This window comes from Streptomyces tauricus (assembly GCF_014650955.1).
GTDB classification, from domain to species: domain Bacteria; phylum Actinomycetota; class Actinomycetes; order Streptomycetales; family Streptomycetaceae; genus Streptomyces; species Streptomyces tauricus.
The window spans coordinates 254,467-267,971 of record NZ_BMVY01000006.1 but is presented as its reverse complement, the minus strand read 5'-3'; the positions used below and the strand labels follow the sequence as shown (position 1 = coordinate 267,971).

11 protein-coding genes are annotated in these 13,505 nt (G+C 71.3%); 4 read left to right on the top strand and 7 right to left on the bottom strand.

What is annotated here, in order from left to right; genetic code table 11:
* Positions 1-52 precede the first annotated feature (52 nt).
* Positions 53-811, top strand: a complete 759-nt coding sequence (locus tag IE278_RS13365) for an SIS domain-containing protein (protein ID WP_189771923.1) — start codon at positions 53-55, stop codon at positions 809-811.
* A gap of 150 nt (positions 812-961) precedes the next feature.
* On the opposite strand, the gene IE278_RS13360 is transcribed toward IE278_RS13365, so the two are convergent.
* Positions 962-2,347 carry a PAS domain-containing protein gene (locus IE278_RS13360; protein ID WP_189771921.1) on the bottom strand — a complete coding sequence of 462 codons (1,386 nt, stop codon included), beginning with the start codon at positions 2,345-2,347 and terminating at the stop codon, positions 962-964.
* Between the two features lie 556 nt (positions 2,348-2,903).
* Here IE278_RS13360 and IE278_RS13355 point away from each other — a divergent pair.
* Together IE278_RS13355 and IE278_RS13350 are read left to right on the top strand one after the other, a co-directional pair.
* Positions 2,904-3,707 (top strand): helix-turn-helix domain-containing protein, encoded by an 804-nt coding sequence (locus IE278_RS13355; protein WP_189771919.1) that lies wholly within the window; start codon positions 2,904-2,906, stop codon positions 3,705-3,707.
* Positions 3,708-3,813: 106 nt separating this feature from the next.
* Complete coding sequence (locus tag IE278_RS13350) at positions 3,814-5,010, top strand: 4-hydroxybenzoate 3-monooxygenase (RefSeq protein WP_189771917.1); 1,197 nt, start codon at positions 3,814-3,816, stop codon at positions 5,008-5,010.
* 122 nt (positions 5,011-5,132) lie between these two features.
* Here IE278_RS13350 and IE278_RS13345 read toward each other — a convergent pair whose 3' ends face one another.
* On the bottom strand, positions 5,133-6,233 hold the full coding sequence (locus IE278_RS13345) for a citrate synthase 2 (protein ID WP_189771916.1): 1,101 nt from the start codon (positions 6,231-6,233) through the stop codon (positions 5,133-5,135).
* A 317-nt stretch (positions 6,234-6,550) separates the two neighbouring features.
* Here IE278_RS13345 and pdxH point away from each other — a divergent pair, with 317 nt between their 5' ends.
* The gene (pdxH, locus tag IE278_RS13340) at positions 6,551-7,192 is read left to right on the top strand and encodes a pyridoxamine 5'-phosphate oxidase (RefSeq protein ID WP_373311987.1); all 642 of its coding nucleotides are present in this window, start codon (positions 6,551-6,553) and stop codon (positions 7,190-7,192) included.
* Between the two features lie 137 nt (positions 7,193-7,329).
* Here pdxH and IE278_RS13335 read toward each other — a convergent pair whose 3' ends face one another.
* The 5 genes from IE278_RS13335 to IE278_RS13315 form a co-directional block, all read right to left on the bottom strand.
* Complete coding sequence (locus tag IE278_RS13335) at positions 7,330-7,947, bottom strand: TetR/AcrR family transcriptional regulator (protein WP_189771914.1); 618 nt, start codon at positions 7,945-7,947, stop codon at positions 7,330-7,332.
* Complete coding sequence (locus IE278_RS13330) at positions 7,935-8,678, bottom strand: enoyl-CoA hydratase family protein (protein ID WP_189771913.1); 744 nt, start codon at positions 8,676-8,678, stop codon at positions 7,935-7,937. The genes IE278_RS13335 and IE278_RS13330 overlap by 13 nt, the downstream gene beginning before the upstream one ends.
* Entirely contained in the window at positions 8,675-10,273 is a 1,599-nt protein-coding gene (locus tag IE278_RS13325; protein ID WP_189772060.1) for a 4-coumarate--CoA ligase family protein, read from the bottom strand. The genes IE278_RS13330 and IE278_RS13325 overlap by 4 nt, the downstream gene beginning before the upstream one ends.
* 47 nt (positions 10,274-10,320) lie before the next feature.
* Positions 10,321-11,487, bottom strand: coding sequence for an acyl-CoA dehydrogenase family protein (locus IE278_RS13320; RefSeq protein ID WP_189771912.1), 1,167 nt, complete (start codon positions 11,485-11,487; stop codon positions 10,321-10,323).
* Between the two features lie 113 nt (positions 11,488-11,600).
* Positions 11,601-13,490: an acetyl/propionyl/methylcrotonyl-CoA carboxylase subunit alpha gene (locus IE278_RS13315; RefSeq protein ID WP_189771911.1), complete on the bottom strand. Its 1,890-nt coding sequence runs from the start codon at positions 13,488-13,490 to the stop codon at positions 11,601-11,603.
* Positions 13,491-13,505: the final 15 nt, after the last annotated feature.

Below are 13,505 nucleotides of genomic sequence, written 5' to 3'. Positions count from 1 at the left end.
TGGTCCAGACCGCAACGTGATCCGCGACACGACAGCGGAAGGGGCTTCGCGGATGAGCGAGGGCAAGCTGGCCGGGCAGTTCTTCGACGCCGCGATCGGCCTGCTGCAGCGGGTGCGGGACGAGGAGGCCCCGGCGATCGAGGCCGCCGGGACGCTGATCGCCGACACGGTCGCCGACGGCGGGCGGCTCTTCGCCTTCGGTGCCGGGCACTCGTCGCTGGCCGCGCAGGACCTCGTCTACCGCGCGGGCAGTCTCGCGCTGATGAACCTGCTCGCCGTGCCGGGCGCGGTCGGCGTCGACGTCATGCCCGCGACACTGGGCTCCGCGCTGGAACGGGTCGACGGCCTCGCGAGCGCGGTCCTCGGCTCCAGCCCCGCCCGCTCCGGCGACCTCCTGGTGGTCATCTCCCTCTCCGGACGCAACGCGCTCCCCGTCGAGATGGCGATGAGCGCCCGCGCGCTCGGGCTCAAGGTCATCGGGGTCACGTCGGTCGTGTACGCCTCCGAGACGGCGTCGCGGCACGCCTCGGGGACGTATCTGAAGGACCACTGCGACGTCGTACTCGACTCGAAGATCGCGATCGGCGACGCGGAACTCAGCCTCGACACCATTCCGGCGCCCTTCGCTTCCGCGTCCACGGTGGTGACGTCGGCGCTCCTTCAGTCGGTCATGGCGACGGCGGCGGGCGTCCTCGCGGACCGCGGCTTCGAGCCTCCGCTCCTGCGGTCGGGGAACGTGGACGGCGGACTGGAGTGGAACGACCGCGTCTTCGAGGAGTACGGGGACCGGATCTTCTACTGGCAGCGGTAGCCGACGGGCCGCCGTGCCCGGAACGGGGCTGGGGCCCTGTTCTTCAGCCCGTCCGGCGTTCGAGGACGAGCGCGTTCAGCGCGATGCGGGGGCCGGGGGACTTGGGGGCTTGGGGTCGGCAGCCCCCGGAGACCGGGAGGGGCCCCGCCGTCAGACCCGCCGTTCCAGTACCGCCGCCAGATCCAGCGCCGCCGCGATCCGGACGGCGACATCCTCCGCATACGTCGCGTCGAACCGCTCGAACTGCGTGCGGCTGGCACCGCGCAGGAACGTGACGACACCCAGCGTCCGGCCACGGCTGCGCAGCACGACGCACAGGGCGTGCACCGAGTCGGCGGGCCACTGCCGGGCCACGGCCCAGTCGCGCGTACGGTCGGGCTCGGTCGACCCCGCACTGGCGCGTACGGAACCGATCCGCTCGACGCACTGCAGCGCCGGATGCCCGTCCGAGTACCGGACCGGCAGCCCGGCGCGGCCAGCGGGCAGGCTCGGGCCCGGCGCTCCGGAGGGCGTCGCGGGCCCCCGTACGAGCCGGACCGGACCCTCTCCGTCCGCCACGGACCCCCCGGCCACCCGGTCGATCAGCGCGTGGTCGGCGAACCCGGCCAGCGCGAAGTCGAGGTGGACGGACGCCGCCTCCGCGGGGTCCTCGCACTCGGCGGCGGCCCGCGCGGCCCGGTGCAACTGGTTGGTGCGGAAGCGCAGCAGCGCCGCTTCCTGCTCGGTCTGCTTGGCCTCGGTCACATCCTGGAACAGCCAGCCCACCCCGAGCGGAACCGGTTCCTCCGTGAGCGGCGAGGCGAGCCGCAGGAACCCGCTGCGCCAGCAACGGCGCTGCTCCCCCTCCGCGGTCCGCAGGGTCACCCACATCTCGGCGGGCGCCGGCGGCGCACCCTCCGCGAGAACGTGCGTGAGCGCGCTCTCCAGCTCCTCCACGCCCTGCGCGATCAACTCGCCCAGGGGACGGCCCAGTACGGCCGTACGTCCCGTGCCGAGCGCCCGCGCGGCGTGTCCGTTGACCACGGCGGGCCGCAGGTCGGCGTCGACGAGGACGACACCCCAGGAGGCGTCGTCGAACAACGCCTCGCTCAGGGCGATCGACCGCTCCAGATCGATCTGCGCGTGCACCTCGCTGAAGGCGCAGTACACCCCGGCCGGCTTCCCGTCGGGACCCGGCACGGCGGCCGACTGGGTCCGTACGAGCACCCGGCCGCCCTCCTTGGTGAGCAGCGCGAACTCGTGGACCTGCCGCCCCGGGGCCTGCATCGCCGACAGCAGCCGGCTCTCGACCTCCTCGGCGTCCGCGGTCCGCACGGCCCAGCCGGCGAACCCGTGCCGCCCGACCGCCTCGGCGGCGGTCCAGCCGAGGATCCGCTCGGCCTCCCGGTTCCAGTGCGTCACCACTCCGTCGGCGTCGAACGCGCACAGCGCCGCGTCCATCCCGTCGAGCAGAGCGGCCAGCAGATCGGCCCCGTCCCGCTCCGGCTCGTCCGGCCCGAGCTCGTCCGTCGTCCCACTACGCCGCGAAGCACTCACCTGGCACCCCCTGCAGGCCGTGTCGGCGTGTCCTGCGCGGTGTGCCCGCGCGTCTGTTCACTCACTACGAATCACTCACTAGGAATCATTCAACTCGAACGTGACGCAGCCCACATCTGGTTCCCACAAGATTGAAGAAATCGTTGTGCACGGCCACTTCGTCCGTCCCGGCACCCTTCACAAGATCGCTTCCCCCCGCGATGCCGTCAACGCGTCGCCGCCCGGAAAATCGCCGACCCGGAAAATCACTTGAGCGACGCCGCGCCGCTTCCTAGTGTGTGTCGCACGCCGAAAGGAGGTGATCGGGTACATGTCTGAAACCCGGACCAGCGAGGTGGCTGCGGGCTAGCGGCCCGTCACCACACACAGTGCGGTGCCGGACCAGCGCGTGATACGAGCGTGCGGCCGGCCCAATCTCAGCAGTCACCCGACCCGCGTGCTCGCCGGTAAGTCCGGCCGGCCCCCTCCTCGGAGGGGACCCGAGCACGCGGGTCGTCTGCGTTGCCGGGGCGGTCACGGGCGGCGGGCCCTCCGTAAAATGGCCTTCGATGACACGATGACGGAAGATCGCCAGAGTTCGAGGCCGATTGCGGCCGCGGCTGCCGCTGTTGAGGTGGCGGGCGACGAGGCGCCGCTTCAAGGAGCGGCGTGGCTTCCACACGGGTACCGGCTCGATCCGCACTCGCATGTCCAGGGACAGCTCGTGTACGCCGCCGCCGGCACGCTCGCCACCGCGACGGAGCGCGGGACCTGGGTCGCCCCCGCCAACCGCGTCACCTGGACGCCGCCGCGCTTCGCCCACTCCCATCGCTTCTACGGCGAGACCGACGTCCGCCTCCTCGCCGTACCGGTCGACCTGTGCGGTGCGCTCGTCGACCACCCCAGCGTCTTCGCGGTGAGCCCGCTGCTGCGCGAGGCACTCCTGGCTCTCACCGACAGGCCGGAGCGAAGGCCCGGCGCGCACAGACGGCTGCTCACCGTGATCGTGGACGAGCTCGCCGACGCCGCCGAGCAGTCCCTGCACCTGCCCGAACCCAGGGACGACCGGCTGCGCTCGGCCACCGATCTCCTGCACGAGGATCCCGCCCGGCCGACCACGCTGGCCGGTCTGGGGCGCACGGTCGGGGCGAGCGAGCGCACCCTGAGCCGGCTGTTCCACACGGAACTCGGTATGAGCTTCCACCGCTGGCGCACCACCCTGCGCATCCATCACGCCCTCGGCCATCTCACCGACGGCCTGTCCGTCACCGACACCGCGATGGCGTGCGGCTGGTCCAACCCCTCCAGCTTCATCGACGCCTTCACCGAGGTCGTCGGCCAGACCCCCGGCCGCTATCAGGCGGACCTGCGCAGACACTGAGCATCGAGCACGGAGACGCCCTCATCCCGCGAGGTTGGCGGGTTTCCTGTATTCGGTGTCCCATCACCGGTGGTTCGCGGTCCCGGGTCGCTTCCACAGTGGGGCCATGACTGGAGCACGCACCGGTACACGTACCGGAACGACCGAGAACACCACCGTCGTCATCGTCGGCGCCGGGGTCGCCGGGCTGACGCTCGGCAACTTCCTCCTGCGCAACGGCATCGGCTGCGTCGTCCTGGAGAAGCATTCCCGCGCCTACGTCGAACAGCGTCAGCGCGCCGGGACCATCGACGCCTTCGGAGTGCGCATGTTCCGCGCGTGGGGCCTCGAAGAGGTACTGGAGGGCGACCCCATCCCGCACAGTGAGGGCGGCTTCTACATCGACGGGGAAGCGATGCCGATCGAGATGGACGACGACCACGACGAAAGCCTCTACTGCCCCCAGCAGGTCCTCGTCCGCAACCTCACGGACCGCTTCCTGCGCGACGGCGGGGACCTCCGTCACGAAGCCGCCGACGTGTCCCTGGAGGACATCACCGGTGAGCGTCCCGTCGTCCGCTACCAGGGGGCCGACGGCTCGGCCCGGGCCATCGCCTGCGACCTCATCGCCGGCTGCGACGGCTTCCACGGAGTGAGCCGGCGTACGATCCCGGCCTCCGCGCTGACCGAGTACTCCCACGAGTACGGGTACAACTGGCTCAGCGTCCTGGCCGCGGTACCGGCGAACCCGTCCGGCATGGCGATCCATTCGCTCGGTCTGGCCGGCATGATCCCGCGGGGCCCGCACGCCAGCCGCGTCTACCTCCAGTGCCGGGTCGACGACACCGTCGAGCAGTGGCCCGACGAACGCGTCTGGAGCGAGCTGGGAGCCCGTTTCGGCACACCCGTGACGGGTGGCGAGATCGTCGACAAGCGGATCGTGCCGCTGCGCGGGGTGGTGTTCGACCCCATGAGCTACGGCAGCCTCTACCTCCTCGGGGACGCGGCGCACATCGTCCCGCCGATGAGCGCCAAGGGCATCCACCTCGCCCTCCACGACACGGAGGTCTTCGCCCGCGCCGTCATCCGGCACGTCCAGGAGGGCGATTCCGGTCTCCTCGACAGCTACTCGGAGACCTGTCTGCCCCACATCTGGAACTACCAGGCGTTCGCCACCTGGATCACCGACACGATGCACAACGCCGGTTTCACCGGTTACGAGGGAGAGTTCCGCAAGCAGGTGGCCCGGGCCGAACTGCGACGACAGTTCGCCTCGGACGCGGCGAACAAGCTCTTCAGCGAACTCGCCGCCGGGACCAACTAGAGCTCGGTCCAGCACCCCGTAAGGGCCCCGCCGTGGCCCCGCTGTCACACACGTGTGGCGGCGCCCCATAGCCCCGTAACGCGGGGAGAGCGTCGCCACATGTGCCGCGTACACGTGCGAAATCAGTGGGCGATGTCTCCGTAGCCCTCGATCTCGGCCGGGTTGCGGGTGCCGGGACCGATGTAGCGCGCGGAGGGCCGTACGAGGCGGCCGGTGCGCTTCTGCTCCAGGATGTGCGCGGACCAGCCGGCGGTACGGGCACACGTGAACATCGAGGTGAACATGTGGGCCGGGACCTCCGCGAAGTCCAGGACGATGGCGGCCCAGAACTCGACGTTCGTCGCCAGGACGCGGTCGGGGCGCCGGGCGTGCAGTTCGGCGAGGGCCGCCTTCTCCAGGGCCTCGGCGATCTCGAAGCGGGGGGCGCCCAGTTCCCGGGCGGTGCGGCGGAGCACGCGCGCGCGGGGGTCCTCGGCGCGGTACACCCGGTGGCCGAAGCCCATCAGGCGCTCCCCCTTGTCGAGGGCCTGCTTGACGAACGCCTCGGCGTCACCCGTGCGTTCGATCTCCTCGATCATGCCGAGGACGCGCGAGGGGGCGCCGCCGTGCAGCGGGCCGGACATGGCGCCGACGGCTCCGGAGAGGGCCGCCGAGACGTCCGCGCCGGTGGAGGCGATGACGCGGGCGGTGAACGTGGACGCGTTCATGCCGTGCTCGGCGGCGCTGGTCCAGTAGGCGTCAACCGCCGCCACGTGCTTGGGGTCGGGCTCGCCGCGCCAGCGGATCATGAAGCGTTCGACGACGGACTGCGCCTTGTCGATCTCGCGCTGCGGGACCATCGGCAGGCCCTGGCCGCGGGCGGACTGGGCGACGTAGCTGAGAGCCATGACGGCGGCGCGGGCGAGGTCCGCGCGGGCCTGCTTCTCGTCGATGTCGAGGAGCGGTTTGAGGCCCCAGACGGGGGCGAGCATGGCGAGCGCGGACTGGACGTCCACGCGGATGTCGCCGGAGTGGACGGGGATCGGGAACGGCTCGGCGGGCGGCAGGCCGGGGTTGAACGCTCCGTCCACGAGCAGCCCCCAGACGTTGCCGAAGGAGACGTGGCCGACCAGATCCTCGATGTCGACGCCCCGGTACCGCAGGGCGCCGCCCTCCTTGTCCGGTTCGGCGATCTCCGTCTCGAAAGCGACGACTCCCTCAAGTCCGGGTACGAAGTCGGACATCAGGCGGCTCCTCATGATGTGTGCGACGGACGATGTGTGGGGGTGGGTCCTGCGGCGTGCGTGGTGGGTGCGAACGTGCGGGTACGCGGTCGCCTCGTGGACTCGCGGTCCGTACGTCACTCCGGTCATGCCCCGTGCGGTCGGCGGTCACCCAACCTCTTGGCAGCAGGACGATATCCCTTGGTGTCACCTTTGGGGAGAGTACGCGGCACTCAGTGCCAGTCAGTGATGAAGCCCACGCCCGCCGACGAGTACGGCAGGATGACCGGGTGACCGACAGTGATCCCCTTCTCGGCCCCCCGCTCGACCCCGCGTCGATGCGCAAGCAGTACCGGGCCGCGGGACTCGACGAGACCGAGCTGGCCGACCACCCCATGGAGCAGTTCGCGCGCTGGTTCGCGCAGGCCGCGGCGCACGGCGCGGCGCGGGAGGCGTTGTACGAGCCGAACGCGATGGTCGTCTCCACGGCGGACGCCGAGGGGCGGCCCAGTTCGCGCACGGTGCTGCTGAAGCAGTACGACGAGCGGGGTTTCGTCTTCTTCACGAACTACGAGTCCCGCAAGGCGCGCGAGCTGGCCGGGAACCCGCACGTGTCGTTGCTCTTCCCGTGGCATCCGGTGGCGCGCCAGGTCGTCGTGACCGGGACCGCGCGGCGTACGGGGCGGGACGAGACGGCGGCGTACTTCCGTACGCGGCCTCATGGGTCGCAGCTGGGGGCCTGGGCCAGTGCGCAGTCCTCGGTGGTCGGCTCGCGGGACGAGCTGGACGTGGCGTACGCGGAGTTGGTCGCGCGGTATCCCGAGGGGGCGCAGGTGCCTGTGCCGCCGGACTGGGGTGGGTTTCGGGTGTCGCCCCGGGCGGTGGAGTTCTGGCAGGGGCGGGAGAATCGGTTGCATGACCGGTTGCGGTACGCGGCGCTGGCTGACGGGTCTTGGCGGGTTGAGCGGTTGAGTCCCTGAGGGGCTGTGCCCCTCTGACCCCCTCAAGACAAAAGATTGCGCCGTTCCCCGCGCCCCTAAAGGCAAAGGCCAAAGACTGCGCCGTTCCCCGCGCCCCTAAGGGCAAAGGCCACAGGCTGCGCCGTTCCCCGCGCCCCTTATGGGCCCAGGGCTGTGTCCAGGATGTGGGACCACTGGGTGACCACTCCGGTTCGGCGGGGGGTGTCGTCCGTGAGGAGGTTGGCCAGGCCCAGGCCTCGGGACATGTCCAGGAAGCCCTGGACCGTTTCGCGTACGCCGGGGCGGCTCTCGTCGGCGTTGAGGAGTTCCACGGCTATGCGGTGGGTCTCGCGGCCGACGCGGCCCTCCAGTTCGGTGACGCGGGTGCGCAGCTGGGCCTCGTTCGACGCGGCGACCCACAGGTGGAGGGCCGCTCGGAACAGGGGGCCCGTGTAGAGGTCGACCAGGGCGGCGACGACGGCGCGGCGGTCCGTGGCGCCCTCGGGGAAGAGAGCGCGCAGGGCGGTGGAGCGTTCCTCGGCGACGTACTCGACGGCCGCCGTGAAGAGGTCCTCACGGGTCGGGAAGTGGTGCTGGGCCGCGCCGCGCGACACCCCGGCGTGTTCGGCGACGACGGAGACCGTGGAGCCCGCCCAGCCGCGTTCGGCGAGGCAGGCGACCGCCGCTTCGAGGAGGCGCTGCCGGGTGGCGCGGCTGCGGTCCTGTTTGGGGACGCGCTCCACCGGCGCCTGCGCCGTGCCGTTCACCACACCCATGAGGGATCCCGTCGTTCGAGGAAGGCCGTCATTCCCTCGCGGGCCTGCGCGGAGGAGAACAGCCGGGCCGAGAGCGCGGTCAGGCCGGCCGCGTCCCGGTCGAAGGTGTCCAGCACCTTAGCCGTGAGCAGCCGCTTCGTTTCGGCCAGCCCCTGGGGGGAGGCCCGGCGCAGTCCGTCGAGTACGGGTGCGAGTACGTCGTCGGCGTCCTCCCCCGCCGCTGCCGCGACGGTGACGAGGCCGATGCGGGCGGCCTCGGCCGCGTCGAACTTCTCGCCGGTGAGGTAGTAGCGGGCCACCGCGCGCGGGTCGAGGCGTGGCAGGAGGGGCATCGAGATCACGGCGGGGGCGACTCCGATGCGTACCTCCGTGAAGGCGAAGGTGGCCTCCTGGGAGGCCGCCGCGATGTCGCAGGCGCCGAGCAGCCCGAGGCCGCCCGCGCGGACGTGGCCGGTGACGCGGGCGACGACGGGCTTGGGCAGTTCGACGATCTGCCGCAGCAGCGCGACCAGGACGTCCGGGTGCGGCGGATCGCTCAGGTCGGCGCCGGCGCTGAAGGTGTTGCCGGTGTGGGTGAGGACGACGGCGCGTACGTCTCCGTCCTTGCCCGCGTCCGTGAGCGCGTCCGCCAGGTCCGCCACCAGCCCGGCGGAGAGGGCGTTGCGCCGCTCGGGCGCGTCGAGCGCGAGGGTGGTGATCCCGCGCTCGTACGACCGCCGCACCGTGGTCATGCGCGCTCCCCGGGTTCCCTCGGTGCGCGCAGTTCGCGTCGCAGGATCTTTCCGGAGGCCGCCCTGGGCACCGCGTCGAGGAAGGTGACGTGCCGGACCTTCTTGTACGGGGCGACGCGCTCGGCGACGTACTCCATGACGTCGGTCTCGGTGAGCGGGGTTCCGGTCGTGTCGGGCGGGGCCGGCTGTCGCACCACGTACGCGTGCGGCCTCTCGTTGTTGTCGGTGTCGTACACCCCGATGACGGCGGCGTCGGCGATGCCGGGATGGGTCAGCAGGAGGGCTTCGAGTTCGGCGGGGGCCACCTGGAAGCCCTTGTACTTGATGAGTTCCTTGACCCGGTCGACGACGTACAGCCAGCCGTTCGCGTCGACGTGGCCGACGTCGCCGGTGGAGAGCCAGCCGTCGTCGTCGATCATCGCGGCCGTCTCGACGGGGCGTCCCAGATAGCCCTTCATGACCTGGGGGCCGCGGATGACGATCTCGCCGCGTTCGCCGACGCCGAGGTCCTTCCCGGGGTCGTCGAGGGAGACGATGCGCATCTCCGTGCCGGCGATGAGTTTTCCGACGCTTCCGGGGGGCGGGTCCGTCTCATCCAGAGGGACGACATGGGTGCCGGGCGAGAGTTCCGTCATGCCGTACGCCTGGCCGACCGGCGGCAGTCCGAGGCGCCGCGAGCACGCTTCGGCGAGTTCGGCGTCCAGAGGTGCCGCCGCGCTGATGACGTACTTCAGGGACGACAGGTCGTAGCCCTCGACGGCCGGGTGCTTGGCGAGGGCGAGGACGATCGGCGGGGCCACATAGAGGCCGGTGATGCGGTGTTTCTCGATGGCCGCGAGGAACGTGTCGAGGTCGAAGCGCGGCAGTACGACGACGGTGGCGCCCTGCCTCAGCGGTGCGTTCATGAGGGCTGTCAGCCCGTAGATGTGGAAGAACGGCAGCACGGCGAGGATGCGGTCGCCGGGGCCCATCGGCATGGTGGGCGTCAGCTGCGCGAGGTTGGTGGCGATGTTCCGGTGGGTGAGCATCACACCCTTGGGGGTGCCGGTCGTCCCGGAGGAGTACGGGAGGGCCGCCACGTCCGTCACCGGGTCGATGTCGATCTGCGGCTCGGGGGCGGTTGAGCCCAGCATGTCGAGCAGCGAGCGGTGTCCGGGTGCCTGGTCGCAGACGAGGATCTCCCGTATCCCGCCGGCGAGTTCGGCCGCCGCGCGGGCCGTCTCCAGGAGCGGCGACACGGTGACGATCCACTGGGCGGCGCAGTCCCGCAGCTGTTTCGCGAACTCCTCGGGCGTGGCGAGGGGGTGCACGGTGGTGACCGACGCCCCCGCGCGCGTGGCGGCGTAGAACGCGGTGGGGAAGGCGACGGTGTTGGGGCTGTGCAGGGCCAGTACGTCACCCTTGCGGACACCGAGTTCGGCGAGCGCGGCGGCGATCCGGCGGTGGAACGTGTCGAGTTGGGCGTAGGTGAGCGTCATGCCGTTCACGCCGTCGATCAGCGCGGGTGCGTCGCCCCGGGAGGCGGCGCGGCCCAGCACCGCCTCGTGGATGGGTTCTTCGACGGCGGGAACGTCTTCGTACTCGCTGCGGAACACCATGGCGGGCCCTTTCCGGGAGCCGGGAGTCGTCAGGGAGATAGTGCCTAGTAGGACTTGGGCAGGCCCAGGGTCTGGTGCGAGACGTAGTTGAGGATCATTTCCCGGCTGACGGGTGCGATACGGGCCACCCGGGACGCGGTGATGAGTGACGCGAGGCCGAACTCGCCGGTCAGGCCGTTGCCGCCGAGCGTGTGCACCGACTGGTCGACGGCCTTCACACAGGCTTCGGCCGCGGCGTACTTGGCCATGTTGGCGGCCTCCCCGGCGCCGACGTCGTCCCCGGCGTCGTACAGGTGGGCCGCCTTCTGCATCATCAGGCGGGCCAGTTCGAGGTCGATGTGGGCCTGTGCGAGGGGGTGCGCGATGGCCTGGTGGGCGCCGATGGGCTCCCGCCAGACGGTGCGCTCGCGAGCGTAGACGAGGGCCTTGGACAGCGCGTAGCGGCCCATGCCGATCGCGAAGGCGGCGGTCATGATGCGCTCGGGGTTGAGGCCCGCGAAGAGCTGGAGCAGGCCCGCGTCCTCGTCGCCGACGAGCGCGTCGGCGGGCAGCCGTACGTCGTCCAGGGTCAGCTCGAACTGCTTCTCCGCGCCGTGCAGTTCCATGTCGATCTGCCGTCGCCCGAACCCGGGGGCGTCGCGGGGGACGATGAACAGACAGGGCTTGAGCTTGCCCGTTCGGGCGTCCGCCGTGCGGCCGACGATGAGGGTGGCGTCGGCGATGTCGACGCCGGAGATGAAGACCTTGCGGCCGGAGAGGATCCAGTCCGTGCCGCCTTCCGCGCGGCGGGCGGTGGTGGTGATGCGGTGGCTGTTGGAGCCGGCGTCGGGCTCGGTGATGCCGAAGGCCATGGTGCGGGTGCCGTCGGCGAGGGCCGGGAGCCACTCCTGTTTCTGCTCTTCTGTACCGAAGCGGGCGATCACCGTGCCGCAGATGGCCGGGGAGACGACCATCATGAGGAGGGGGCAGCCTGCGGCGCCGAGTTCTTCGAGGACTATGGAGAGTTCGGCTATGCCGCCGCCTCCGCCGCCGTATTCCTCCGGAAGGTTCACCCCTAGGTAGCCGAGCTTGGCGGCTTCCGCCCAGAGTTCTGTGGGGTGGCTTTTCTCCGCGATGACCTTGGCCAGGTAGGGGTGGCCGTAGCGGTTGCCCAGGGCGGATACCGCTGCGCGGAGGGCTTTGTGCTCTTCTGTTTCCAGGACCTGTGCCATTGGGCTCCTCTGGGGAGGGGGTTGTGTCGTGTGGAGGGGGCGGGTTCTTTGCGGTTTGTTGCGCCGTTCCCCGCGCCCCTGAAAGCGAAAGGACTGCGCCGTTCCCCGCGTCCCTAGGTGGGGGTTACCACCGCCAGCAGGGTGCCTGGCTCTACCTGTTGGCCTGGGGTTACGTGTAGGGCGGAGAGTGTGCCGGTTGTTGGGGCTGTGATTTTGTGTTCCATCTTCATCGCCTCCAGCCAGATGAGCGGTTCGCCGGTTCGGACGGGGGTTCCCGCGCTGAGGCCTTCCGCCAGGCGGACCACCGTGCCGGGCATGGGGGCCAGGAGTGAGCCGGGGGCGTGGTCGGGCTCGGGCGCCGGGAAGCGGGGCAGGGCCGTGAGCGTGGTGTCGTTCACGTGCACCCGGTCGCCGTACCGGGACACCGCGAACTTCCTGCGTACGCCCGCGATTTCGAGTACGACGAGGTCCGGACCCGTCTGCACCACGTGGACGCCGTGGACGCCGTCGGCGGCCGGGCCCTGCCGGGTGTGCCGGTAGTGGACCTCGTGCTCCTCGCCCGCCACGAGGTAGCGCCTGCTCTGCGGCTGCGAGGGCAGGTTCCGCCAGCCGCCGCCGAACCGGGAGCGGCCGTGCGCGTCGGCGAGTGCGGCGGCCAGCGGCGCGTACGGGTCCGGAGCCGCCTTCGTGAGGTCGGCGAGGTGGTGCTCGTAGAAGGCCGTGTTCATCCGGGCCGCCGTGAACTCCTCGTGGCGCAGGGAGCGTACGAGGAGGTCGCGGTTGGTGACCGGGCCGTGGACGGTCGCCCGCTCCAGGGCTCCGGCGAGTCTGCGGATCGCCTCCGCGCGCGTGGGCGCGTGGGCGACGGCCTTGGCGAGCATGGCGTCGTAGTGGACGCCGATCGTGTCGCCGTCGCCGTAGCCGGTGTCCAGGCGGACGCCGGGTACGGACAGCCGGTGCAGGGTGCCGGTCTGCGGGGCCCAGTCCTGGGAGGGGTCCTCGGCGTAGAGGCGGGCCTCGATCGCGTGGCCGGACGGGGCCGGCGGGTCGCCGTCCAGGGTGCCGCCCTCGGCGACGCGCAGTTGCAGGGCGACCAGGTCCGTGCCGAACACGGCCTCCGTGACCGGGTGTTCGACCTGGAGGCGGGTGTTCATCTCCAGGAAGTGGACACGGTCCACGGAGTCGCCGTCCTTGGACACCAGGAACTCCACCGTGCCGGCGCCCGTGTAGGCGATCGTCCGGGCGGCTGCCGTCGCCGCGGAGAGCAGGCGCTGCTCCGCCTCGGCGCCGAGGCCCGGCGCGGGGGCCTCCTCGATGACCTTCTGGTGGCGGCGCTGGAGGGAGCAGTCGCGGGTACCGAGGGCCCAGACGGTGCCGTGGCCGTCGGCGACGATCTGCACCTCGACGTGCCGCGCGTGCTCGACGTACGGCTCGACGAAGACCGTGCCGTCCCCGAAGGCGCTCTCGGCCTCGGCCGAGGCGGCCCTCAACGCGCTTGCGAGGTCGGCGAGTTCGCGGACGACTCGCATACCGCGTCCGCCGCCGCCCGCCGACGCCTTCACCAGGACCGGCAGGTCCTTCCCGGTCACGGCGTCCGGGTCCAGGGGCGCGAGCAGCGGTACCCCGGCGGCCGCCATCAGCTCCTTGGCGCGGGTCTTGGAGGCCATCGCCTCGATCGCCTCGGGGGACGGACCGACCCAGACGAGGCCCGCGTCGAGGACGGCCCGCGCGAAGTCGGCGTTCTCGGAGAGGAAGCCGTATCCGGGGTGGACGGCGTCGGCGCCCGCCGCGACGGCCGCCTGCACGATCAGCTCGCCGCGCAGATACGTGTCGGCGGGCGAGGTGCCCGGCAGGCGTACGGCGGTGTCGGCCACGCGCGCGTGGAGGGCGTTCGCGTCGGCGTCCGAGTACACGGCGACGGTACGGATGCCCAGCTCGTGGCAGGTGCGGAAGACGCGGCAGGCGATCTCGCCGCGGTTGGCGACCAGCAGACTCGAAATCATGGGACCTCTCACATC